Here is a 25046-nt window from a genome sequence, read left to right as displayed (position 1 = left end):
CGCCGATCGTTACAGCATCGCGAGACTGGAGCGCCGCGCGCCGACGGGAAACGCGGCATCGATCCGCTGCGCATCGTCGTCCGAAAGCACGATGTCGCCGGCACCGGCGTTCTCGGCCGTGTGCACGGAGCTGGCGGACTTCGGGATCGCGAACATCGACGATTCGCGCGTAAGGAACGCCAGCGCCACCTGGCGCGGCGTTGCGCCGATGCGCGTCGCCACTTTCGCCAGCGCCCGCCCTCCCGGCGAGGACGGAGCAGGAAATCGATCGGGCCCGAACGGGGTGTACGCGACGACAGCAACTGCGTTGGCCTCGCACCACGGAATCACGCCGTGCTCGATGCTGCGCTCCTCGAGGTGATAGAGCACCTGGTTGCACGCAATGCGGCCGGGGCCGGCGATCGCAAGCGCTTCGTCGAGATCGCGCACGTCGAAATTGCTGACTCCCCACGAAACGATCTTCCCGTCCTGCACGAGCCGCTCGAAGCCTGCGATCGTATCCTCCAGCGGATGACGGCCTCGCCAGTGGAGGAGATAGCAGTCGAGGCGATCGGTCTTCAGGCGCGACAGCGAGTGTTCGCAGGCGCCCACGACGCCTGCCGTCGAAGCGTGGTCAGGCAATACCTTGGAGACGAGGAACACCTCGTCGCGGCGCGCGCCGATCGCCTCGGCGATCACGACCTCGGCGTCGTCGTACATCTCGGCGGTGTCGATGTGGGTCATCCCCCGGTCGAGACCGCGACCGAGCGCAGCGACCGCGCTGCGCCCGCTGCGCGTGCTGATGCGCCACGTGCCCTGGCCGACGACGGGCACGGCAACACCGGTGCTGCCGAAGAAGCGCAGGCGCATGGGACTCTTCTAGCAGCGTTCGCCGCGGCCGCACAGGACGCCGGCCCGCCCTTTTCCGCCGCGGCGCCTCGCTGCGCTGTCGCGATTCCCCTTTTGCGGCGGCGTCGTTAAGGTCCGCGCGTGTGCACGCTGGCGCTGTATCGCAACGTCTCGCCGCGCTATCCGCTGATCGTCGCCGCCAATCGCGACGAGTTCCTCGGGCGTGCCGCCGCGCCGCCATCTGCGTGGCCCTCCCCGCGGGGAATCGTTGCAGGACGCGACCTGGTAGCGGGCGGCACCTGGCTCGGCTGCCGCGTCGACGGCTCCGGCAGGATCGTCGGGCTGCTCAACCGGCGTCCTGCCGCCGACAAGCCTGCATCGGGGCCCGGTGAGCGCTCGCGGGGCCTCCTTTGCGTGGACGCGCTCGCGTCGCCGAACCTCGACGATTTTTTCGCGAGCCTCGACGCGCGCGAAGCCGCGCGCTACGGGGGATTCAACCTCTTCGTGGCCGATCTGGGCGGTGCGTGCGTCGTCGACAACGGGATTGGCGTGCGCCGGGTCAGCCTCGACGCGGGACTGTCGGTGCTGACGAACCTGGACGTCAACGACCCGCGCTGCCCGCGCCTGGCCGGCGCGACGCGGCGTTTCGATGCCGTTGCACCGCTGCTCCGCAGCGGCGCCGACGTCGCCGAGGCGGTGCCTGCCCTTGCCTTCGTGCTGTCGAGCCACGAGGCCGGACTGGAGCCTGGCTTCGAAGAAGACCCCGCGCTACGCGCCGTCGGAGGCGCGGCCGCGTTCTCGAAGATCTGCGTGCACGTCGCCGATTACGGCACTCGCTCCTCCTCGATGATCTTCGTCGATCCGACGGGCCACGTGCGTTATTTCCACGCCGATGGACCGCCGTGCAAGGCGCAGTTCGTCGAAGTGCCGCGCGCGATCGGTCTTTGAGGCTCAGGCCTCCGGCCCGGACGCCGCGTACCAACGCATGCCGCGCAGCACGTAACCGCTACCCGACACGAAGCTGGCCAGTCCCGTGGCCACGAACACGACGTTCAGCCACACGTGCGGGATGTCGCACCACGTGGCCTGGTCGAGCAGCACCAGCGTCACGGACAACAGCTGCGTGAACGTCGTCAGCTTTCCCGAGAGGGACGGTGCCATCTCCATCGACTTGCCGACGACGGCCGCCGTCAGCAGGAAACCTCCGAGGATCACGACGTCGCGGGTGATGACGACGATCATGAGCGGCCTCGGCACCAGCCCCATGATCCCGAGCGCGATGAAGGAGCTGACGACGAGCAGCTTGTCGGCAAGCGGATCCATGTGCGCGCCGAGCTCGGTGCGAAGGTTCCACATACGCGCGATCATGCCGTCGATCGCATCGGTGATGCCGGCAGCGATGAACACCGCCAGCGCCGCGTCGTTCTGTCCTTCGACGAGCAGCGAGAGGAACAGCGGCACGGCCAGGATGCGCGCCAGCGTCAGGATGTTCGGGATGTTGAACATCGCAGCATTGGGATCGGGGGCTTCCATGTTTCGTCAACGCCGCCGTGCGGCAAACCTCGACCACCCGTAGCCCATTCCGCGCCCGCCGGCACACGAGGGCCTAAGGGGCTGATAAACCTGGGGTTTCCCATTTCCAACCGCGCCAACTTCCGCCTTCCCGGGCATAGCTCATGCCACGAGCCTCGTGCGCGTCCGAATGCGGCCACCTGCAGCCGACTCATCGTCAGGTGCTTCGCGGTCATCGGTCAGGTTCCGCTGCCGCAGGTGGCGATGTCGGGGCCACGACCAGCGACTCGGCGCTTTGATTGCGGACCTGTCGGATCGGCTGCGGGATGGACGAATTCCATTCCCGCCGCCGATCAGCGAACATTCTGACGGAGAGGAACGGCCGCGCTTCAACCAGAGAGCTTGCCGCACCGAATGAAGAACTCGATCCGATATGCCGTAGCGAGCGCTGTGATGATGAGTTGCGCGTGCGCTGCTGCGCAACGAGCTCCTGAGGCTCTTCACCCGCCGAGGTTTGAAGACTATCCGTCGGAGCGGAAAGTCGGTCCTAAAGCAGCTCTACAGCTGCGACGGGGCACACCGCCCTGGGAATTTCGCACCGTCATCAGGTATGGTTACCAGAGTACCCCGGTCAATTTTGCGGGACACTACGTCGTCTTGGATTGGGGCTGTGGCTCCCCATGCCAGCAGTGGGCTTTGATCGACGCCGACACTGGAGTTCCGTACCTCCTTCCGGTCGAAACGATGGGCGAAGCATCATTCAGGCCCGATAGTCGTCTGTTCGAGACCGATCCAGCGTCATGCTCTGGTCTTCAGTGCAACGAGCACTCCGCGCTCTACGTTATCGAGAAGGGGGACTATACCGCCTACTACGTCTGGGATGGTCATTCTCTCGTCGAAATCTACGACACGTGGGACGAGTTGGAGAAGCTCCACGGGCCGGTTCCGGTCATGGAAACGAGCGCACCGCCGGCCGCGCCCGCTCAAAAATGACGGACCGGGTATCCGGACGCACGGATCATCTGCTCGAGCTGACCCGCCGACTTGCGGCTGAGCCACACGATCACTCTGGTGCCGTCCGCCTGCTCGCTTTCTTCGACGACGCGGCCGTTGCGATGCAGCCATGCGCGAGTACGCCCGTCGCCGTGCGGCACGACGATCGCGAGTTTTTCCTCGACCGGAGCGAACGCGTTGTCGAAAGCCTCGAGCAGCGCACCGAAACCATCGCCGGTTCGCGCCGAGACGCCGATCGCTCCCGGCGGCGGCTCTGCAGCAGCTGCCAGGTCGCGCTTGTTGTAGACGAGAAGCCGCGGCCTGCCGGCAGCACCGAGCTCGCCGAGGATTCCTTCGACGACGGTGCGCCGGCCGTCGAGATCCGGTGAAGCGGCATCGACCACGTGCACGACGAGATCCGCCTCGACGACCTGCTCCAGCGTTCCCTTGAATGCGGCGACCAGCTCGTGCGGCAGCTTGGAGACGAAACCCACCGTGTCGACGAGCATCACGACGCGTCCCGACGGCAGCACCAGGCGCCGCGTCGTCGTGTCCAGCGTCGCGAAAAGCTGGTCGGCGACGTAGACGCCGGCCTCCGTCAGCCGGTTCATCAGCGACGATTTGCCGGCGTTCGTATAGCCGACCAGCGCGACGATCGGATACGGCACCGCCTCGCGCTCGCGGCGATTGAGCTTGCGCGTGCGGTCCACTTCCTCGAGGCGATCGTGCAGTTTCTCGATCCTGTCGCGCACCTGGCGACGGTCGGACTCGAGCTGGGTTTCGCCGGGTCCGCGCGTGCCGACGCCGGCCTTCATGCGCGACAAGTGACTCCACGCGCGCGTCAGGCGCGGCAGCATGTACTGGAGCTGGGCCAGCTCCACCTGCAGCTGGCCGGCGCGGGTCTGCGCACGCAGCGCGAAGATGTCCAGGATGAGCTGGCTGCGGTCGAGCACCTTGATCTCGAGGATCTTCTCGAGGTTGCGCCGCTGCGCAGGCGTCAGCGGATCATCGAAGATCACCACGTCGGCGGTGGTCTCGGCCACCGTGCTCTTCAGCTCGTCGACCTTGCCGCTTCCGATGCGCGTGGCGGCCGACAGGCGCTTCATCTGCTGCGACAGACGCGCGACGACCTCGACGCCGGCAGTAGCGGAGAGCAGCGCGAGCTCGTCGAGCGACTCGGCCGCGTGCGTCGCGTCGTGCCCCGCCCACACGAGCACTGCGCGCTCGGCTACGAGGCGTGTCTCGTGTTCCACCGTTGCTCCCGCTGCGGCTCCTCGAGCACGCCGCGCAACTCGATCGACCCCTCGCCGAGAAGCGCGAAAATCGCCTGCAGCAGCCGGTCGTTCGGCTCGACCGCCAGGTCCTGCGGCAGTTCGACCTCGGTTTCGGCGACGCCGTCGCGACGGATCAGAAGGTAGGGCCTGCATTTTCCCGGATATCGGCGAAACTGGGAGCCGAGCGACGAGACAATCGTCTCGGGCAGCCGATCGGAATCGACGCGCAGCGTGATCTTGTCGGTGGACTTGCAGCGCGCCTCCGGCAGCGGCAGCACGAGGTCCGCGATGACCTGCGCCTTGCGCGAGTAGTCCGGTGCCCCCTCTTCATACTCCGCGTCGACGCCCGTAGCTTCCCCGAGCTCGAGTCGCCCGACGATGACAACCGGCTCGCGTCCGACGATCGCGGTCTCGCAGCGGCGGTAGCAGTCGGGCCACGCGATGACTTCCACCAGTCCGTCGCGATCCTCGATGTTGAACGTCGCATAGCGCTCGCCCTTCTTGCTGTTTTTTCGCTGAATCGTGTTCGTGACCCCCGCCACCCTGACCGTCGCTCCGTCGCGCCCCGACTCCAGCTCGCCGATCGGCGTCGCCTTCAGCCACTCCAGGTCGTGAAGGTACCGCTCGAGAGGATGGCCGGAAATGAAGAATCCGACCGCGTCGTGCTCGAACGCCAGCACCTCCAGGGCTTCGTACTCGGCAACGTTCGGAAGCGCCGGTTCGGGCTGGGTCCCGCCGCCCCCGCCGCCGAACAGGCCGATCTGCCCGCTCACCAGGTCCTCGCGAACGCGCTCGGCCCAGCCCGTCGCCGCCTCGATTCCCGCCAGCAGCCGCGCCCGCGAAGGATCGATGCTGGCCATCGCGCCCGCCTTGATGAGACTCTCGATGATGCGCCTGGTCACCTGCGAGCCGCTCGCGCGAAGGCAGAAATCCCCGAGACTGCGGAACTGGCCTTCGAGGCGGGCCTGCGTGATCAGCTCCACGGCCTTCTGGCCGACGCCCTTGACCGCGCCGAGGCCGAAGCGGATGCCCGAGGTGATGACGGTGAACCCTTCCTGGCTTTCGTTCACGTCGGGAGGCAGCACGCGCACGCCGTGCTCGCGCGCATCGGCGAGGTTCTTGTACGTGCGGTCGGCCGATCCCATCTCGAGCGTCAGCAGCGCCGCAAGGAACTCCTTCGGATAGTGCGCCTTCAGCCACGCGGTCTGGTAAGTGACCATCGCGTAAGCGGCCGAGTGCGATTTGTTGAAGCCGTAGGCGCCGAAAGTCTCCATCTGCTCGAACAGCTCGACCGAGACGTGCTCGGGACGGCTGGCGACCCTCGCCCTCTCGAGGAAGATTTCCTTCTCGCGCCGCATGTCCTCGAGCTTCTTCTTGCCCATGACCTTGCGCAACGTGTCGGCCTGCCCGAGGGTGTAGCCCGAGTAGACCTGCGCGATCTGCATCACCTGTTCCTGGTAGACGATGACGCCGTAGGTGTCGCGCAGCACCGGCTCCAGGCATGGATCGAGGTAGCGCACCGGGGTCTTGCCGTTCTTGCGCTCGATGTACTGGTCGACCATGCCGCTGTCGAGGGGGCCCGGACGGTACAGTGCGAGTGCGGCGATCAGGTCCTCGAAGCAGCTCGGCTTCATGCGCGTGAGGATCTTGCGCATGCCGCCGCTTTCGAGCTGGAAGATCCCGATCGTGTCGCCGCGCTGCACCAGCCGGTACGGTGCCGGGTCGTCCAGCGGCAGCGCCGCCATGTCGATGCTGGCCCCGGTGGTTTCGTGCACGCGGCGAACGGCATCGGCGATCAGGGTCAGCGTTTTCAGCCCGAGAAAGTCGAACTTGATCAGGCCGATGGCCTCGACGTCGGGCCCGGAGAACTGCGTGATTACCGTGCCGTCCTTGTCGACGAACAGCGGCACGTCCTCGACCAGCGGCCTGTCCGAGATCACGATTCCCGCGGCGTGCTTGGAAACGTGGCGGGCCAGGCCTTCGAGCTTGATCGCGTACTCGAAGAGCTTGCCTTCGCGCTCGCCCGAATCGCGCAGCTCGCGCAGCTTGGGCTCCATCTCGAGCGCTTCCTCGAGCGGCACGTCGCGCCCCTGCTTGGACGCGGGATACAGCTTGCAGATCCGGTCGGTCTCCCCGAACGTGAAATCGAGGACGCGGCCCACGTCGCGCAGCGCGGCCTTCCCCTTCAGCGTCCCGAACGTGATGATGTGCGCGACCTTGTCCTCGCCGTACTTGCGGCGAACGTAGTCGAGCACCTCCTCGCGCCGCTCGTAGCAGAAGTCGACGTCGATATCCGGCATCGAGACGCGCTCGGGGTTGAGAAAGCGCTCGAACAGGAGGTTGTACGGAAGCGGGTCGATGTCGGTGATCCGCATGGCGTACGAAACCAGGCTGCCGGCCGCCGAGCCGCGGCCCGGTCCCACCGGAATGCCCTGCTCCTTGGCCCAGTTGATGAAGTCCGCGACGATGAGGAAATATCCGGCGAACTTCATCTGCTGGATCATCGCGATCTCGGACTCGAGGCGCGCGCGGTAGCGCTCCTCGTCGACGCTGCGGCCGCCGGCGCGGATCACGGCCAGCCTTTCGTCGAGGCCGCGGCGCGCATCCTCGGCGAGTACGTCGTCGAGACTGCGTCCCGCGGGCACCTGGTAGACCGGAAACTTGTTCTCGCCGAAGCGAAGGTCGAGGTTGCAGCGCTCGGCCAGGCGCGCCGTCTCCTCGACGGCCTGCGGTGCATGCGGGAACGCCGAGAGCATGTCCTCGTAGCCCTTGACGTAGAGCTGGTCGGTCTCGAACTTCCAGCGGTCTTCGTCGATCAGGCGCTTGCCGGTCTGCACGCACAGCAGCACCTCGTGCGCGACGTGGTCGTCGTGCTCGAGGTAGTGGCAGTCGTTGGTGGCCACCAGCGGAATGCCGATCTCCTTCGACCACGGGATCAGCACTTCGTTGACGGCGCGCTGCTCGGGCAGGTGGTTGTCCTGAACCTCGAGGTAGTAGCGGTCGCCGAACAGTCTGGAATATTCCTCGATGGTGGCGCGGGCCCGGTCGAGGCGGTCGGCAGTGATCGCGGTGGCCACCTCACCGGCAAGGCAACCCGAGAGGCAGATCAGCCCTTCGTTCCACTCCTTCAGGATTTCCTTGTCGATGCGGGGTTTGTAGTAGAAGCCGTCCTTGTAGCTCTGCGACACCAGGCGCGAGAGGTTGGCATAGCCGGTCGCGTTCATCGCGAGCAGGATCAGGTGATTGTTTCCCGCCCTTTCGTGGTCGCTGGCCGCGACGGCCGTGCGCTCGAGCCGGCTTCGCGGCGCGACGTAGACCTCGCAGCCGATGATGGGCCGCAGGTCTTCCTTGCGCGCCGCCTTGTAGAACTCGACGGCCCCGAACATGTTGCCATGGTCGGTCATCGCGACCGACTTGAGACCCAGCTTCTTCAACCGCGGCATCAGCCGCGAGATCTTGTTCGCGCCGTCGAGCAGGCTGTACTGGGTGTGCAGGTGCAGGTGCGCGAAGGCTTTCTGCAGGACCAGCCCGTCGCTGCACGTATCGGTGTGCACGTGGGGTTTGGCAGGCTTTGAGTGAGGGTCACTCATGCGTCCGGCCTTGAACGCTCGGTTGCGGCGTCTGGATAATGACTCCGCTCGGTTGTGGCGTCTGGATAATGACCCCGCTCGGTTGTGGCGTCTGGATAATGACCCCGCTCGCCAGCTCGCGGGGTCATTCCCACTCCACGGTGGCCGGCGGCTTGGTCGAGACGTCGTAGACGACGCGGCTCACGCCCTTGACCTCGTTGGCGATGCGCGAAGCCGTCCTCGCGAGCACGTCGGGCGGGAAGCGGAACCAGTCGGCTGTCATGCCGTCTTCGCTGACAATGGCGCGAAGCGCCACCACCAGGTCGTACGTGCGGTAGTCTCCCTGCACCCCGACGGTGCGCACCGGCAGCAGCACTGCGAAAGCCTGCCAGATCTCCTCGTACAACCCGGCGCGATGGATCTCCTCGATGAAGATCGAGTCGGCGCCTCGCAGCATCGCCAGCGCCTCGCGCGTGATCGGTCCGAGAACGCGCACCGCCAGGCCGGGCCCCGGAAACGGATGGCGCCACAGCCAGTCGTGCGGCAGGCCGAGCACCGCGCCGAGTGCGCGGACTTCGTCCTTGAACAGCTCACGCAGCGGTTCGACCAGCGACATGTGCATGCGCTCGGGCAGCCCGCCGACGTTGTGGTGGCTCTTGATCACGGCCGACGGTCCTTTGACGGACACCGACTCGATGACGTCCGGATACAGCGTACCCTGACCGAGGAACGTCGCGCGCGCTCGCCCGTGACGGGGCTTCAGCGACGCCTGTTCGAACACTTCGATGAAAACACGACCGATCGTCTTGCGCTTCTTCTCGGGGTCTTCGATTCCGGCCAGGGCATCGAGAAAGCGATCCGACGCGTCGACGAACAGGAAGTCCTCGCCGAAACGGGGTCCGAGCATCGCACAGACCTGCTCGGCTTCCCCGTGGCGCAGCAGGCCGTTGTCGACGAAGACGCAGGTGAGCTGGCCTGGAACGGCTTTTTCGATCAGCGCCGCCGTCACCGTCGAATCGACGCCGCCGCTGATGCCGCAGACGACCTGCGCGTCGCCGACCAGCGTGCGAATGCGCGAGACCGCGGCTTCCAGGTAATTGTCCATCGTCCAGTCGGCCGACAGCCCGGCGATGCGGAACAGGAAGTTCTCGAGGATCTCGCGGCCGCGCCGGCTGTGCACCACTTCGGGATGGAACTGCACGGCCCAGCGCTGGCGGCCGCGGTTGCGAATGGCGGCCAGCGGAGAACTCGGGCTGGACGCAATCGGCTCCCATCCGCGCGGCAGCGTTTCGAGCCGGTCGCCGTGGCTCATCCACACCGACGTTTTTTCACCGCCGGAGAAGCCGGCGAAAAGATCGTCGCAGACGTCGATGGTGAGATCGGCCTGTCCGTACTCGCGATGATCCGAGCGCAGCACGACGCCGCCGTCGGCCAGGCCGAGAATTCCCATGCCGTAGCAGATGCCGAGCATCGGTACGTCCATGCCCAGAAGAGCCGGCACCGGCGCAGGCGCGCCTTCGTCGTAGACGCTGGCCGGGCCTCCGGAGAGGATCACGGCCGCCGGAGCGATCTCACGGATTTTTTCGGCTGCAAGATTGCAGGGATGGATCTCGCAGTAGACCTTCGCCTCACGCACGCGGCGGGCGATGAGCTGGGTGTACTGGCTGCCGAAGTCGAGGATGAGGACGGTTTGCAAGCTCGAGGGTCCTTGTCGTTTTTTTCAGCTCACGGTCGGGGCATCGCGATGGATTGGCTCATTGTGGCGCTTGGATATCGACCCCGCTCGCGGCTCACTGGGGCGCTTGGATATCGACCCCGCTCGCCAGCTCGCTGGGTCGATCACTCTCTTTGATAGTTCGGCGGCTCCTTGGTCATGACGACGTCGTGGACGTGGCTCTCGCTGAGTCCGGCCAGGGAGACGCGCATGAACACGGCCTTTCGTCGAAGCTCACCCAGGCTGGCGGCGCCGACGTAGCCCATGCCGGCCTTCAGCCCGCCGACGAGTTGGTGGATCGTCGCGCCTGATGCACCTTTGAACGGCGTTCGTCCCTCGATTCCTTCCGGAACCAGCTTGATGTCGTCGGTGTCCTGCTGCGCGTAGCGGTCCTTGCTCTGGCCGCCGCGCATCGCCTCGAGCGACCCCATGCCGCGGTACACCTTGTAGGTGCGGCCCTGGTACAGCACGGTCTCACCCGGGCTCTCTTCGGTTCCGGCCAGCAGGCTTCCGATCATGCACCCGGAAGCACCGGCGGCCAGTGCCTTGGTGATGTCGCCGCTGAAGCGGATGCCGCCGTCGGCGATCACCGGCACTCCGGCGGGATTCGCGGCCTTGCATGCGTCGCTGACGGCAGTGAGCTGCGGAATGCCGACGCCGGAGATGATGCGCGTCGTGCAGATCGATCCGACGCCCATGCCGACCTTGACGGCATCGGCTCCGGCGTCGATCAGCGCCTGCGCACCTTCGGCCGTCGCGACATTGCCGCCGATCACTTCGAGACCGGCGAATTTTTTCTTGATCTCCGCCACTGTCTCCAGCACGTTCTTCGAATGCCCGTGCGCCGTGTCGACGGCGACGACGTCGACGCCGGCCTCGACCAGCGCCGCGACGCGCTCGAGGCGATCGGGCCCGACGCCGACGGCCGCAGCGCACAGAAGCCGGCCAAGGCCGTCCTTGCTCGCGCTCGGGAACTCGATCGACTTCTGGATGTCCTTGACGGTGATCAGGCCGACGAGACTGCCGGCCGCATCGACAACGAGAAGTTTTTCGATGCGGTGCCGGTGCAGCAGCGCAGTGGCGGCTTCGAGCGTGATGTCGGCGCGCGTCGTCACGAGCTCCTCGCTCGTCATCAGCTCGCGGACGCGGCGCTCGAGGTTCTTCTCGAAGCGCACGTCACGATTGGTCAGAATGCCGACGAGACGGCCGCTCTTGGTGACCGGCAGCCCGGAAATGGAGTGCCGCGACATCAGCTCGAGGGCCGCCGACAGCGGGGCATCGGGGTCTACCGTCAGCGGATCGCGCACCATCCAGCTCTCGCTCTTCTTGACCCGGGCCACTTCGGCGGCCTGGTCTTCGGGCGAGAGATTTCGATGGATGAACCCGATGCCGCCGACCCTGGCCATCGCGATCGCCATTCGCGATTCGGTCACGGTGTCCATGGCGGCGCTCAGCAGCGGGATGCTCAGCGAGATGCGCCGGGTCAGCTTCGTGCTGACGTCGGCTTGGGCGGGCAGGATCGAGGAGTCACCGGGGACGAGCAGAACGTCGTCGAAGGTGAGAGCCTCGCGAAGGTTGTCCAAGGCTTCCATGTTGCCTTGTAGCGACCTCCATTTTACGTTGCAACAAAGCCCCGATCCTCTGCGCACAGCGGCGCGGCGCCCTTTCGAACGCGCTGCCTCGTGCAGGGGAGGCCCGCGGTCGCGCCTGCGCACGCCGCAAGCCGGGGCCGGAGCGGGCGGCGACGCCCCGCGACACGATGATCCGTCCTTACCTCGAGATCACGCCGCGCATCGCGGCTTCGGCATGGATCGCACCGTCGGCCGACGTCATCGGCGACGTCGAGATCGGCGACGGCTCGTCCATCTGGTACGCGAGCGTCGTGCGCGGCGACGTGTTTCCGATCCGCATCGGTGCGCGTACCAACGTGCAGGACCATTGCGTGCTGCACGTCACGCACGAGCGTCATGCATGCATTCTCCGCGACGACATCACGATCGGGCACCGCGTCGTGCTGCACGGATGCACCGTCGAAAGCCGTGCGCTCGTCGGCATCGGTGCGATCGTGCTCGACCGCGTGGTCATCGGTGAAGGCGCGCTGGTCGCTGCCGGAGCCCTGGTCACGCCCGGAACCCGCGTGCCGCCCGGCATGGTCGCGATGGGCTCCCCGGCCAGGATCGTCCGCGAGGTTACCGATGCCGAACGCGCGTGGATGGAAGAGTCGTCGCGCAATTACGTGCTCTATGCGCAGCAGCACGCGACGGGAGTGCGTTGAGGAGCTCGATTCCCCGACCGAAACCCCGGCAAGTCGTCGCCCTGCGTCTGTCCGTGGCGTTCAGCGTGCCTGCGTTCGGGCACCGTGCTTCGAACGGCTGCTGCCGCCGCTGCCCTTCTTCGCGCGCGCCGGCCCCTCTCCCTGTTCACGGCCGCCGTGCGAATCGCGCCGCATAAAGCGCAGCCGCAGCGGACTTCCCGCGAAGTCGGCTTCCTCGCGGAAGCAGCGCTCGATGAAGCGCACGTATTCCTCGGGAAGCTCGATGCGGTTGGTGAAGATCGAGATCGTCGGCGGGCGCACACCGGTCTGGGTGCCGTAGAACAGCTTGGCACGGCCGCGCGCCACTACCGGCGGCTCGCGCCGCCGTCCGACCTCCGCGAGGATGCGATTGACCTCGGCCGTGGGCAGGCGCCGGTTGTGTGCGTCCTTGGCCAGGTCGATCAGCGCGAACGCTTCGTCGATGCCCTGGCGCCTCTTCACCGACAGGCGGCCGACCTGGACAGGTGAGAGCGTGCGGTAGACGCTGCGCATCTCGCTCTCGACGCGTGCAAGCTGGGCCTCCGTCGCAAGGTCGGCCTTGTTGACGAGCACGACGAGGGCGCGCCCTTCGTCCCAGGCGCGGCGCGCGATGCGCGCGTCCTGGTCGGTGATCCCTTCTTCCGGCTCGACGAGCAGGACGACGACGTCGGCCCTGTCGATCGCCTCGATCGCCCGCCGGACACTGATCCTTTCGACGCCTTCCTCCACCCGCGAGGGCCGCCGCATGCCAGCAGTATCGAGAAGCAGATAGCGGCGTCCGCCGCGCTCGATTTCCGTGTCGACGACGTCCCTCGTGGTACCCGGCTTGTTGTCGACGAGCGAGAGCATCTGGCCTGCCAGCAGGTTGAGAAGCGAGGACTTTCCGACGTTGGGGCGACCGACGAGCGCGACGCGACACGGACGACCCGTGTCCGCTTGCTCGGCAGCCTCTTCTTCCCCGGAATCTTCACCCTCATACTCACCGTCATCGACGTTCTCGTCCTCTTCCTCGGGGAGACCGCCGGCCTCGCGCACCATGTCGGCGATCATGCTTCGCAGCTCGGAGATGCCGTGTCCGTGCTCGGCCGAAATGACGAGCGGGGGATCGATGCCGAGCGCGCAGAACTCGAGCGCGGTATCCTCGCTTGCCCGGCCCTCGCCCTTGTTCGCGACGTAGATCGCCGGCAGGCCGCTTCGCGAAACCAGGTCGACGGTGTCGCGGTCGAGGGGACCAAGACCGGACCTTGCATCGAACAGCACGATCAGGATGTCGCTCGCGCCGATCGCGCGCACCGTGTGTTCGTGAACCCGGTCCGCAAGCGCGATGTCGGCCTCTCCGCCGAGGCCGCCGGTGTCGACGAGGTCGAGGGGCATGCCTTCCAGGTCCATCGGCTCGACGATGGGATCGCGGGTAATGCCGGGCTCGTCGAGCGTGATCGCACGACGGCGGCCGAGCAGGCGGTTGAACAGCGTCGACTTGCCGACGTTGGGGCGACCGACGATCGCGAGCCGCATTCGCGGCGAAGTGCCGGCTCCACCCCAGGAAGCGGTCGGACGGCTCACAGGCCCAGCTCCTCGAGAAAACGCGGATCGTCCTGCCAGCCCGGCTTCACCTTGACGAACAACTCGAGGAAAATCTTGCGCTCCAGCAGCTCCTCGATGTGCTCCCGTGCGACGATCCCGACGTTTTTGATGCGGCTTCCTCCCTTGCCGACGATGATGCGCTTCGTCGATTCGCTGTCGGTGTAGATCGTCGCCGAGATCGACGTGTGCCGGGGCCCGTCGCGAAAAACGTCGACGGAGACCGCAACGCGGTACGGCAGCTCGCGGTCGAGCTGCACGAAGAGCTGCTCGCGCACCAGCTCTCCGACCAGGTAGCGCTCGCTCTGGTCGGTCAGCAGCTCGGGATCGTACATCCATTGGCCTTCGGGCATGCGCGAGACCAGATGTGCGACGAGCTCTTCGACGCCCTGCCCGCTTCGCGCGCTGACCGGAAAAATCTCGCTGCCCGGCAGCAGTGCCGAGGCCTGCGCGATGCGGGGAAGGACCGCCGGTTTGTCGACGGCATCACACTTGTTCATCACGACGATGGTGCGGGCGGGATCCAGTGAGGCCGCCTCTTCGCGATCGATACCGCGGATGCCGTGCGATGCATCCAGCATCCAGCACACGACATCGGCTTCGCGGAGGCCCTGCCTCGCCTGCGCGTTCATGCGATCGTGCATCAGCCCGTGGATCGGATGGATGCCGGGCGTATCGCAGAACGCAATCTGCACGTTGCCGCGCGTCTCGACGCCGAGCAGGCGCCGGCGCGTGGTCTGGGGCTTCGGCGTCGCAATGCTGAGGGGACGCCCGAGAATACGGTTGAGCAGCGTCGATTTTCCGACGTTCGGAGCCCCCGCGATCGCGACGTAGCCGCAGCGCTGCGCTTCGGGTTGACCGGAAACAGTCACCGGGCGCCTTGATCGAGCGGTTTCTCGCCGGAATCGGCGGCAGCGGCGGCGTTGTCGGCAGCGGCGGCGGCCGCGTCATCGGCAGGACGCGCTTTGGCGCGGCTTCGTCGCTTTCGAGGCGGCGCAGCTTCCGGTTCCGGTGCCGGTTCAGGCGGCAGCGGCTTGTCGCGCAGCACGGCGACTGCTTCGCGCGCCGCCATCTGCTCGGCGCTCTTGCGGCTGGCGCCGCTGCCGTTGCCGATGGTCTCTCCGGCGACGCGGATGGCAACCTCGAAGTGCTTGGCGTGGTCCGGGCCCGACGTCGACACGAGGGAATACGACGGCGTGCAGTGGTAACGGGCCTGGGTCAGCTCCTGGAGCTCGGTCTTCCAATCGTCGCCGGTCGGGTCTGCCGCGGCGATCTCCTGCGCGAACGTCGCTTCGAGAAGCTTGCGCGCCGCTTCGTAGCCGCTATCGAGGAACACGGCCGCGACGACCGCTTCGTAGGTATCCGCAAGGATGTTGGCCTTCTTGCCGCCACCGCTGCGAGCTTCGCCGCGTCCGAGCCGGATCCAGCGCCCGAGATCGAGCCTTGCCGCCGCCGTCGCCAGGCCCTTGGCGCTGACGATGCTCGCACGCATCCTCGTCAGCTCTCCTTCGGCACGCTTCGGATGGCGGCGCAGCAGGAATTCCGACACCGCAAGGTCGAGCACCGCATCGCCGAGGAACTCGAAGGTCTGGTTGCTCTCGAGGTCGCCCTCGGTGGCCGCGGAGCTGTGCACCAGCGCGCGCTCCAGCAGCTTGCGATCGCGAAAGCGGTAGTCGATCAGCGCCTCGAGCGCGTCCAGGCTGGGGCTCGGCTGCGAATCGGCGGTCTTGCGGGCAGTCACGCGAGCCTCCCGACCAGGCCGCCGGCGCTCTCCTCGTCGATCACGACGCGACGGATGCTGCGCCGAAGCTCGCCAACGTCGGGCGGCGTCGCGCAGGAGACGTCGAGATAGTGCTCGCTGTGCCCGCGCCAGCGACCGGTAGCGTCGTCGCGGCTGCCTTCGAAAAGTACGGCGGCGCTGCGACCGACGAAGCGGCGGCGGAAACGCGCCCTCAACTCCACATCGAGATGGCGGACGGCCGCCGCGCGACCGTGAACGGTCGCGTCATCGAGAGGCTTCCATCTTTTGGCCGCCGACGTCGAGCTGCGGATCGAGTACGGGAACACGTGCACGTAGGCCGGAGCCAGTTGTTCCAGGCGATCGCAGGTCGTGCGGAATTCTTCTTCGCTCTCCTCCGGAAAACCGGTGATGAGGTCGGTCCCGATCGCCACGTCGTCGCCGAGTGCCGCTCTCGTGCGCTCGATCGCCGCTCGTGCCTGCGCGAACGTGTAGCGCCGCCTCATGCGCGAAAGCACACCGTCGTCGCACGATTGCAGGGGCACGTGCAGGTGCGGGCAGAAGATGTCGTCGCGCAGCACGTCGAGCAGGCGCGGCGTGAGCTCGGGAGGATCGACGGAGCTCACGCGCACGCGAACCGGCGGTTTTCTGTCGGCAAGGCATTCGAGCAGCCACGCCAGGTCGCGCGGCGGATCGAGGTCGGCTCCGTAGCCTCCGAGATGCACTCCGGTCAGCACGACTTCCCGGAAGCCCGCTGCGGCAAGGCGCTCGATCTCCTCGAGCACCGGCCTGGCATCGACGCTGCGGCTTCGCCCGCGGGCTACCGGAACGATGCAGAAGGTACAGAACAGGTCGCATCCTTCCTGCACCTTGACGAAGGCGCGGCTGCGACCGGCGAACGTATCGATGCCGAGCGTCGCAATACTGTCGGCGTGCCGCAGGTCCGACACGGCCGCGCGGAGGTCGAGCTGCCCGGCGACGGCCTCGAGAAGGTCGTCGATGCGACCGAGCCCGACGACGTGATCGACGTAACCGAGCCGGGTGATTTCCTCGCTGCTCGTCTGCGCGTAGCATCCGGTCATGATCACGCGCCCGGCCGGATTCCTTCGCCGCGCGCGCCGCGCAAGCCGCCTCGCGTCGCGATCGGCGCGATCGGTGACCGTGCAGGAATTGACGACATAGGCGTCGGCGATCTCGTCGAAATCGACTCTCGTCCAGCCGCGTGCGTCCACCCGCTTCTCGATCACGGCAGTGTCGTAGCGGTTGACTTTGCAACCCAGGGTAGCGATCGCGACGCGCACGGCTATCCCCTCATCCCGCCGCCACGACTGGCCACTTCGGCGCCGGGCGCAACGAAGGACTCGCGGATCCAGCCGCCGCCGATCACATCGTCGCCGCGATACAGCACCACCGCCTGGCCGGGCGTTACCGCTTCTTCCGGCTCGGCGAAGCGCACTTCGATCCTCTCGCCGCGACGGTGCACGGTTGCAGGAACCGCCCGGTGCCGGTGGCGGATACGCGCCTCGACCGCCGCGCCTTCCGGCTCCGGCCGGCCCGACGTCCACACGACGCCGTCGGCGACGAGGCCGTCGCGACGCAGCAATCGTCGAGGACCGACGCGCACGGAAGCCGTCTCTGCATCGACCGACTCAACGTACAGCGGCTCGCCTGCAGCCACGCCGAGTCCGCGCCTCTGCCCCACCGTATAACGGTGCACGCCTGCGTGGCGTCCGATCACCGCGCCGTTCTCGGCGAGGATTTCGCCTTCGCGCACCCGACCCGGCGCGAGCTTTTCGACGAAATCCGCGTAGCGGCCGTCGGGAACGAAACAGATTTCCTGGCTGTCGGCCTTTGCCGCCGTCGCGATTCCCCGCGACGCGGCGAATGCGCGCACTTCGTCCTTGGTCATCTCGCCGACGGGAAACAGCGTGCGCGCAAGGCCCTGCTGGTCCATCTCGAACAGGAAGTAGGACTGGTCCTTCGCGTCGTCGCGGCCCCGCAGAAGCCGGCAGCGATCGCCGTCGATGCGGCGGCGCGCGTAGTGCCCGGTAGCGACCCAGCGGGCGCCCAGCTCGGCGGCGCGGCGCCTGAGTGCCGAGAACTTGATCGAGCGGTTGCAAAGGATGCAGGGGCTCGGCGTGCGTCCGGCAAGGTATTCCTCGACGAACGGAGCGATGACGTCGCGCGCGAAGGCCTCGCGCATGTCGAAGACGTAGTGCGGTACGCCGAGGCCGTCGGCCACGCGCGCGGCGTCCTGGAAGTCTTCGAGACTGCAGCAGCCGCTCGAGGATCCCCCGGGCCTTTCCTCGGACAGGCGCAGCGAGATGCCGACGACGTCATAGCCTCGTTCGACCAGAAGCGCGGTCGCCACCGAGCTGTCGACTCCGCCGCTCATCGCGACGACGACGCGCGCGCCGGGCTCGGGCTCGAGCAACGGGGCGAGCATCGCGTCTTCGTGCGCTGCGCCGTTCATGCGGCTTGCCTCGCGCGCCGGATGGTCCGTTCGAGCGCATCGGCCAGAGCGTCCGCATCGTCGCGCTGGGTTCCCCACCCGGCGCTGATGCGCAGCACGCCGCCGTGGTACTGCGGCGCAAGGCCGAGCGCCTTCATCACGTGCGAAGGTTCGGGCGAGCCGGCCGCGCACGCCGAGCCTGCCGAAATGCAGAATCCTTCGAGGTCGAGCGCTGCGATCAGGCTGTCGGCGCTGCAGCCTTCGAGCGCGATCGTCAGCGTGTTGGCCAGTCCGTCGTCCGGGGTGATGCGGACGATTCCGGGCAGCGTCGTGCGAAGACGCTGCCAGAGGCCATTGCGGATCGCCGCAAGCCGGCGCTGCTCGGTGTCCATGCCTTCCAGCGATGCCCGCGCAGCTGCTCCCATCGCGACGATACCGGGTACGTTCGGCGTACCCGCCCTCATCGACCATTCCTGGGGACCGCCGGTCAGCAAAGGACGAAGCAGCCCGCGCAGTCGCGGCGAAACCACCAGCGCGCCGATTCCAGGTGGAGAGCCGAACTTGTGCCCGGACATCGACAATGCGTCGATGCGGCCGCCGAAAGGCAGCAGCAGGCGGCCGGCTGCCTGCGCGACATCGAGATGCACGAAAGCGCCGGCCGGAGCCGCCGCGAGAAGGGAATCGACGGCGAGAATCGCGCCGCTTTCGCCGTTGGCAAGGCCGAGGCTGACGAGAACGGGGCCCGCGCCGAGCGAGGCAAGCGGCGCAAGATCGAGGGACGAATCGCTGCGTGCAGCCAGCCGCACGATGCGGTGTCCGCGCGTTTCGAGGTCATCGACCGTCGCGACGAGCGAATGATGCTCGACCACCGATGTGACGAGCGTCGCTTCTGGCATCGCTGCGGCGAAACCGCGCAGCACGGTATTGTTCGACTCGGTCGCCCCAGACGTGAACACGACGTCGCGTGCAACCGCGCCGTCGGCCAGCGACGCGACACTGCGCCGCGCGTCTTCGATCTCGATGCGGGCCCGCCGTCCGCGCGCGTGCATGCTGGAGGGGTTGCCGCCTCCGCTGTCGATCCACGCCGCCAGCGCTGCCGCGGCTTGCGGCCGCAGCAGACTGCTCGCGTTGTAGTCGAAATAGCCGTGCATCGGCGTGGCCATGACCGCAGGTGCGCGCCTCGTCAGCGCTTGCCCCTTGCGGCCGCGGACCTGGACGTGCGACGGGAAAGCTTCTCCTCCTCGCGCACCAGGTGGTAGACCAGGCTGTCGACCAGCGCCTGCCAGCTCGCCTCGACCACGTTGTGCGACACTCCGACCGAGCCCCAGCGCTTTTCGCCGTCGCCCGATTCGATCAGCACGCGCACGCGGCTTTCGGTTCCGCTGGTGCCGTCGAGCACGCGCACCTTGTAGTCGTGGAGCTGCACCTTCTCGATGCTCGGATAGAACTTGGTCAGAGCCTTGCGCAGCGCGCGGTCGAGCGCGTTGACGGGCCCGTTGCCTTCGGCCGCCGTGTGCTCGACGGCGCCGTCCGGCGCCTCGATCATCACCGTGGCTTCGCACCACGTCCTGCCGTCCTCCGAGCGCTTCTCGTCGGTGACCCGGAAGCCGATCAGGCGGAAGAAGCGGCGGAACGGGTGAAGGTTGCGACGCATCAGCAGCTCGAGCGAAGCGTCGGCCCCTTCGAACTGGAAGCCGCTGTGCTCGAGCTCCTTCAGGTGCGAGAGCAGCGAGGCGAGCTCGTCGTGACGGCCCGCGACGTCGATGCCGAACTGCTCGGCCTTGTGCATGACGTTGCTGCGTCCGGCAAGGTCCGAGATGAGCACCCGCTGGTGGTTGCCGACCAGCGCCGGGTCGATGTGCTCGTACGTGACCGCGTTCTTGCGCACCGCCGCGACGTGAAGGCCGCCCTTGTGCGCGAACGCCGAGCGTCCGACGTACGGAAGCCTCGGCTCGAGCTGCACGTTGGCGAGCTCGGCGCAAAGCCGCGAGAGGTCGGACAGGCGCGCAAGCTGCGCGGAGCTCACACACCGGTAGCCCATCTTGAGCTGGAGATTCGGCACCAGCGTGCAAAGGCTCGCGTTGCCGCAGCGCTCGCCGAACCCGTTGACGGTGCCCTGCACCTGCACTGCACCCGCCTCGACGGCCGCGAGCGAATTGGCCACGGCCAGTCCCGAGTCGTTGTGGCAGTGAATACCGAGAGGAACGCCGATGCTGCCCGCCTCCAGCGTGGCCGCGGCAACGTCGCCCGGCAGCGAGCCGCCGCGCGTATCGCAAAGGCACAGCAGGTCGGCGCCGGCATCGGCCGCGGCCCGCAGGCACGAAATCGCGTACGGGCGGTTGGCGGCAAAGCCGTCGAAGAAATGTTCGGCATCGAGGATCACGCGGTCGACGCGCTTCTTCAGGTACTCGATCGTCCTGGTGATCAGCTCGAGGTTCGCGTCGAGCTCGATGCGCAGGTCCTCGTGGACGTGCAGGTCCCAGGTCTTGGCGACGATGGTGACTACCGGAGTCTTTGCATCGAGCAGCGCCTTCAGGTTCGCGTCGGCCGACGGCGCCTTGCCGGGCCGCATCGTCGAGCCGAACGCCGCGATCCTGGCGTGGCGCAGCTTCTCGCGGCGGATCTCGTCGAAGAATGCCGCGTCGCGGGGGTTGGACCCCGGCCAGCCGCCTTCGATCACCGCGACGCCGAAGTCATCGAGGCGAAGGGCCACGGCAATCTTGTCACGGACGGTGAAGCTCACGCCCTCGCCCTGGGTGCCGTCGCGCAGCGTCGTGTCGTAGATCTCGATCGATCGCGAAGGATGCACGCCGGGAGCACTGGCGTGCGACGCCGAGCGCTTCGAGGCCGCTGCACGAGCGTACGTGCAGTCCTCGCCGTCGTTGCGCCCGGGCGCCTTCTTGCGTCCTTCGCTCAAGCGGTCTCCTGCAGAGCCTTCGCCTCGGGGCCGAGGAAGGCCGCGTGCAGCGCGCGTACCGCCGCATCGACCTGGTCGTTGCCGACGACGACCGAAATCTTGATCTCCGAGGTCGAGATCATCCGGATGTTGATTCTCTCACGGGCGAGCACCTCGAACATGCGCGCCGCGACGCCCGCGTGGTTGCGCATCCCGAGCCCCACCACCGACACCTTGCCAAGCCCCGACTGGGTGCTGACGCCGCGGGCGCCGATGCGCAGCGTCGCTTTTTCGGCGATCGTCTTCGTCGCTTCCAGGTCGGCCGGGGCCACCGTGAACGTCACGTCGGTGCGCCCGTCTACGCCGACGTTCTGCACGATCATGTCGATGACGAGGTTGGCTTCGGCCAGCGGCACGAAGATCGAGGCGGCAAGGCCGGGCGCATCGGGCACCCCTTCGATGGTGACCTTGGCCTGGTCACGCTCGAATGCGACGCCCGAAACGAGAATCTCTTCCATGTCCTGTTCCTCTGCGACGACCCAGGTTCCCTCGACGTCGTTGAAGCTCGAGCGCACGTGCACGGGCACGCTGTAGCGCTTGGCGAATTCCACCGATCGGATCTGCAGCACCTTGGCGCCGAGGCTGGCCAGCTCGAGCATCTCGTCGTACGAGATGCGGTCGAGCTTGCGCGCTCCGTCACAGATGCGCGGGTCGGTCGTGTAGACTCCGTCGACGTCGGTCAGGATCTCGCAGACGTCGGCCTTGATTGCCGCGGCGATCGCGACGCCGGTCGTATCGGAGCCGCCGCGGCCGAGAGTCGTGATGTTGTGATCGTCGTCGACGCCCTGGAACCCCGCGACCACCGCCACGCAGCGCTCCGAGAACGCGCGCTCGATGCGCGAGACGTCGATCGAGCGGATGCGCGCGCGGCCGAACGACGAATCGGTCTGGATGCGTACCTGGTGGCCGAGCAAGGAGACCGCCGGTACGCCGATGTCGTGCAGCGCCATCGCGAGCATCGCGCAGGAGACCTGCTCGCCGGTGGCGACCATCGAGTCGAGCTCGCGGGGATGGGGACTGGCCGAGACCTCGCGCCCGAGCGCGAGCAGGCGGTTGGTTTCGCCCGACATCGCCGAGGCTACGACGGCGATCTCGTGGCCCTGGTCATAGACGCGCTTGACCCGGCGCGCGACGGCCCGGATTCGGTCGGGGGTGCCGACCGACGTGCCACCGTACTTCTGGACGATGCGGATCCTGTTCGACATGCCGGGCCTTGCGGGAGGGGGTCACTGCGAGACGCGAGCCAAGGCCGCGCCGAGTCCGGGACCCCGGAAATTCAGGCGAATCGACCTAACATCGCCGGATTCGACGGCGAGTTCAACGAGGACGATGCGCTCGGGCTCGATCCCTCGGTGGAAAGGCCACCACTCGATCAGCACGATCGCATCTCCGGCCAGTGCAGCCTCCAGGCCGATGCTCTCGAAGGCCCCTTCGACGAGCTCACCCGGAACATCGCCGAAGCGGTACAGGTCCGCGTGAACGAAGGGAATGCGACCTTCGGGATAGTCGACGAGGTAGACGAACGTAGGGCTGGTGACGAGCGCGGGGTCGATGCCGAGACCGGCGGCGACCCCTCTGGCAAAGACCGTCTTGCCGGCACCGAGGGGACCGCAAAGCGCGACCACCGTGTGCGGCGGCAGGGCCTCGGCCAGACGTCGGCCGATGGCTTCGGTTTCTTCCTCGCTGCGGGAGGTCTTCTCGACCACGTTCGCCGAGTCGCCGCCTGCGTGGGCGGCCGCGCTGCCCGTCGAGCTGTCCGTCGAGCTCATTTGGGCTGCCGCGACGCCAGCGCGGCGGGGACGGCGTCGGCGATCTCGGATGCAAGGAAGCCGGAGCGCCCGCCGCAGTACAACGCGTCGCCGGCCATGCCGTGCACGTAGACTCCGAGCCGGGCAGCCTCGAGCGGCGCCAGTCTGGCCGCCAGCGCGCCCAGCATTCCAGCGAGCACGTCGCCGCTGCCGCCGGTTGCCATCCCGGGGTTTCCCGTCGTGTTGAACGCCGTGGTCACGCCGTCCGACACGATCGTCGCCGCTCCTTTCAGGACGACGACACAGCCAAGCTCCTGCGCAATCTTGTCAGCAAATACCTTGCGTGAGAGTTGAACTCTGGCTCCGGTCGTAGCCACCAGTCTTGCCATCTCGCCCGGATGCGGAGTCAGGATCACCTTGGGCGAACCGGCCGCCGAACGCGCGCCGAATGCCGCGTGGCGCCGCGGCCCATCCCAGGACGCGACGGCGTTGAGGGCATCGGCGTCCAGGATAAGCGGCCGCGCGACGGCGAGCAGCGCAGCGACCACGGCGTCGGGACCAGGCCCGCGCCCGATTCCGGGCCCAACGACGATCGCATCCGCTTCGGCCACGGCAGCGGCGATGCGGTCCGCAGCATCTTCGCGCAAACGGCCCTCGTCGTCGGCCGGGAATGACAGCGTCATTGCTTCGGGAAGGGCCCGCGAGACGGCGGCCTGCACGTCGGCGACGCCGACGACGGTGACCAGGCCGGCACCTGAGCGAAGGGCTCCCCGGGCAGCGAGAATCGCCGCTCCCGTTTTTCCGCGGCTCCCGGCGACGATGAAGACGTGTCCGCGGCTGCCCTTGTGGCTGAGCGGGACAAGGCGCGGAAGGGATCCTGCCGTGGTCGCAGCGTCGAGCACGATGCCCTGGCGCACGACTCCGGCCGCATCGAGCTCGCAGAGGCCGATGTCGACGACTCGCACGCGGCCGGCGAAGTCCGGACCATCGGCCAGGAACAGGCCGGGCTTGGCGGCGCCGATCGTCACGGTGGCGCGGCAGCGAACGGCGGCTCCGAGCGGAGTCCCCGAATCGGCACCTAGACCGGAAGAAATATCAGCAGCAACAACAGGTAAGCCGCAGGAGTTCAACGATTCGATAATGGTCCTGGCCGGATCTTCGACCGGCCGCACCAGGCCGGTACCGAAGATCGCATCGAGGACGAGGTCGTGACCGGGAGCGCCCTCGTCGATGAGGCGGCGGGTTTCGTCGATCGAAAGAGTCCGGCCGCCCACCCGGGTCCACTCCTCGAGGTTCCTCGCGGCGTCGCCTCCGGGCGCGGGATCGCCTTCGACGAGACCCACGGTGCATTGCCAGCCCCGCCCGGCCAGCAGCCTGGCAACGACGAACCCGTCGCCCCCGTTGTTGCCGCGACCTGCGACGACGAGCAGGCGGGGCCGCTCGGGCAGTTCCACTGCGTGCAGTTCGCGGTCTTCGAGGGCAGCGGCAATGGCGGCCCCCGCCCTTTCCATCAGCTCGAGCGACGGTGTGCCCGACGCAATGGTTGCGGCATCGAGGTCGCGCATCGCCTCGCGCGAGAGCACCGAGGCGGAGGCCGCGTCGATCTTCACCGCAGCGGTCCGCGGCGCGCCCGCCGGCACGCCTCCATCATCTCGCGCGTCGCTTCCTCGATGCCGACGAACACCGAGCGCGCGATGATCGAGTGCCCGATGTTCAGCTCTTCCATCTCGGGCAGCGCAGCGATCGGGCCGACGTTCTCGAGCGTGAGCCCGTGGCCTGCATTGACCTGGAGCCCCCGCTCGTAAGCGTACGCGGCCGCGCGCGCGATCCTCTCCATGTCGTCGTCGATCTCGCCCTGGCCGCGCGCGTTGGCGTAGCTGCCGGTGTGCAGCTCGACGACGCCGGCACCGACGGCGATCGTCGCGTCGATTTCGCGCAGCTCGGGCTCGATGAACAGGCTGACGGAGATTCCCGCCTCGCGAAGCCGTGCGACCATCGGAGCAAGGTCTTTTTCGCGGCCGGCCACTGCCAGGCCGCCTTCGGTCGTCAGCTCCTCGCGTTTTTCCGGGACGATGCAGACGTCGGCCGGAAGCACCTGGCACGCGAAATCGACCATCGCTGCCGTCGCGGCCATCTCCAGGTTGAGTTTGGTCGAGATCGCCGAAGCCAGGCGCCGGATGTCGTGGTCCTGGATGTGGCGGCGATCCTCGCGAAGGTGCGCGGTGATGCCCGAAGCGCCGCCGCGCTCGGCGGCCAGCGCTGCCTGGACGGGATCGGGATAGCTGACGCCGCGCGCCTGGCGGATCGTCGCGACGTGATCGATGTTGACGCCGAGGCGCAGCAACGTCGCGACGCCGGCAGCCGGCAGCGCGCTTTCGCGCATCGTGC

The 25046-nt window shown here is 67.4% G+C and carries 20 protein-coding genes; 3 read left to right on the top strand and 17 right to left on the bottom strand.

Annotated features, from left to right (window positions below; all coding sequences use genetic code 11):
- Positions 1-9: 9 nt before the first annotated feature.
- On the bottom strand, positions 10-849 hold the full coding sequence (locus tag VGK20_09195; protein HEY2774212.1) for an aldo/keto reductase: 840 nt from the start codon (positions 847-849) through the stop codon (positions 10-12).
- Between the two features lie 120 nt (positions 850-969).
- Between VGK20_09195 and VGK20_09190 the strand changes: the two genes are divergently transcribed.
- Positions 970-1776, top strand: coding sequence for an NRDE family protein (locus VGK20_09190; GenBank protein ID HEY2774211.1), 807 nt, complete (start codon positions 970-972; stop codon positions 1774-1776).
- A 3-nt stretch (positions 1777-1779) separates the two neighbouring features.
- On the opposite strand, the gene VGK20_09185 is transcribed toward VGK20_09190, so the two are convergent.
- A complete protein-coding gene (locus tag VGK20_09185) occupies positions 1780-2361 on the bottom strand; it encodes a CDP-alcohol phosphatidyltransferase family protein (protein HEY2774210.1) in 582 nt (193 codons plus the stop codon).
- Between the two features lie 675 nt (positions 2362-3036).
- Between VGK20_09185 and VGK20_09180 the strand changes: the two genes are divergently transcribed.
- Positions 3037-3333, top strand: coding sequence for a hypothetical protein (locus VGK20_09180; GenBank protein ID HEY2774209.1), 297 nt, complete (start codon positions 3037-3039; stop codon positions 3331-3333).
- Here VGK20_09180 and hflX read toward each other — a convergent pair.
- From hflX to guaB, 4 genes are all read right to left on the bottom strand, one after another.
- Positions 3324-4586: a GTPase HflX gene (hflX, locus tag VGK20_09175; protein ID HEY2774208.1), complete on the bottom strand. Its 1263-nt coding sequence runs from the start codon at positions 4584-4586 to the stop codon at positions 3324-3326. The genes VGK20_09180 and hflX overlap by 10 nt on opposite strands.
- A complete protein-coding gene (dnaE, locus tag VGK20_09170) occupies positions 4562-8197 on the bottom strand; it encodes a DNA polymerase III subunit alpha (GenBank protein ID HEY2774207.1) in 3636 nt (1211 codons plus the stop codon). Before dnaE ends, hflX begins: the two co-directional genes overlap by 25 nt.
- 124 nt (positions 8198-8321) lie before the next feature.
- Positions 8322-9872: a glutamine-hydrolyzing GMP synthase gene (gene guaA / locus VGK20_09165; protein ID HEY2774206.1), complete on the bottom strand. Its 1551-nt coding sequence runs from the start codon at positions 9870-9872 to the stop codon at positions 8322-8324.
- Between the two features lie 143 nt (positions 9873-10015).
- Positions 10016-11482, bottom strand: a complete 1467-nt coding sequence (gene guaB, locus VGK20_09160; protein HEY2774205.1) for an IMP dehydrogenase — start codon at positions 11480-11482, stop codon at positions 10016-10018.
- 167 nt (positions 11483-11649) lie between these two features.
- Between guaB and VGK20_09155 the strand changes: the two genes are divergently transcribed.
- Entirely contained in the window at positions 11650-12165 is a 516-nt protein-coding gene (locus VGK20_09155) for a gamma carbonic anhydrase family protein (GenBank protein HEY2774204.1), read from the top strand.
- Between the two features lie 60 nt (positions 12166-12225).
- Here VGK20_09155 and der read toward each other — a convergent pair whose 3' ends face one another.
- From der to pdxJ, 11 genes are all read right to left on the bottom strand, one after another.
- Positions 12226-13746: a ribosome biogenesis GTPase Der gene (der, locus tag VGK20_09150; GenBank protein HEY2774203.1), complete on the bottom strand. Its 1521-nt coding sequence runs from the start codon at positions 13744-13746 to the stop codon at positions 12226-12228.
- Positions 13743-14636: a GTPase Era gene (era, locus tag VGK20_09145; GenBank protein HEY2774202.1), complete on the bottom strand. Its 894-nt coding sequence runs from the start codon at positions 14634-14636 to the stop codon at positions 13743-13745. Before era ends, der begins: the two co-directional genes overlap by 4 nt.
- Positions 14633-15505 (bottom strand): ribonuclease III, encoded by an 873-nt coding sequence (gene rnc / locus VGK20_09140; GenBank protein ID HEY2774201.1) that lies wholly within the window; start codon positions 15503-15505, stop codon positions 14633-14635. The genes era and rnc overlap by 4 nt, the downstream gene beginning before the upstream one ends.
- Positions 15502-16803: a tRNA (N(6)-L-threonylcarbamoyladenosine(37)-C(2))-methylthiotransferase MtaB gene (gene mtaB / locus VGK20_09135; protein HEY2774200.1), complete on the bottom strand. Its 1302-nt coding sequence runs from the start codon at positions 16801-16803 to the stop codon at positions 15502-15504. Before mtaB ends, rnc begins: the two co-directional genes overlap by 4 nt.
- Positions 16804-16805: 2 nt before the next feature.
- Positions 16806-17948 carry a tRNA 2-thiouridine(34) synthase MnmA gene (gene mnmA, locus VGK20_09130; GenBank protein ID HEY2774199.1) on the bottom strand — a complete coding sequence of 381 codons (1143 nt, stop codon included), beginning with the start codon at positions 17946-17948 and terminating at the stop codon, positions 16806-16808.
- Between the two features lie 23 nt (positions 17949-17971).
- Positions 17972-19117: an aminotransferase class V-fold PLP-dependent enzyme gene (locus tag VGK20_09125; GenBank protein HEY2774198.1), complete on the bottom strand. Its 1146-nt coding sequence runs from the start codon at positions 19115-19117 to the stop codon at positions 17972-17974.
- Between the two features lie 20 nt (positions 19118-19137).
- Positions 19138-20763 (bottom strand): citramalate synthase, encoded by a 1626-nt coding sequence (cimA, locus tag VGK20_09120; protein HEY2774197.1) that lies wholly within the window; start codon positions 20761-20763, stop codon positions 19138-19140.
- 104 nt (positions 20764-20867) lie between these two features.
- Positions 20868-22115, bottom strand: coding sequence for an aspartate kinase (locus tag VGK20_09115; protein ID HEY2774196.1), 1248 nt, complete (start codon positions 22113-22115; stop codon positions 20868-20870).
- Between the two features lie 21 nt (positions 22116-22136).
- Positions 22137-22679: a tRNA (adenosine(37)-N6)-threonylcarbamoyltransferase complex ATPase subunit type 1 TsaE gene (gene tsaE / locus VGK20_09110; protein HEY2774195.1), complete on the bottom strand. Its 543-nt coding sequence runs from the start codon at positions 22677-22679 to the stop codon at positions 22137-22139.
- Positions 22676-24268, bottom strand: coding sequence for an NAD(P)H-hydrate dehydratase (locus tag VGK20_09105; GenBank protein ID HEY2774194.1), 1593 nt, complete (start codon positions 24266-24268; stop codon positions 22676-22678). The genes tsaE and VGK20_09105 overlap by 4 nt, the downstream gene beginning before the upstream one ends.
- Positions 24265-25041 carry a pyridoxine 5'-phosphate synthase gene (gene pdxJ / locus VGK20_09100; GenBank protein ID HEY2774193.1) on the bottom strand — a complete coding sequence of 259 codons (777 nt, stop codon included), beginning with the start codon at positions 25039-25041 and terminating at the stop codon, positions 24265-24267. The genes VGK20_09105 and pdxJ overlap by 4 nt, the downstream gene beginning before the upstream one ends.
- Between the last annotated feature and the right edge of the window lie 5 nt (positions 25042-25046).

Source organism: Candidatus Binatia bacterium, assembly GCA_036493895.1.
Taxonomy (GTDB): Bacteria; Desulfobacterota; Binatia; order UBA1149; family CAITLU01; genus DATNBU01.
This window is presented reverse-complemented; position numbering and strand designations above follow the sequence as displayed.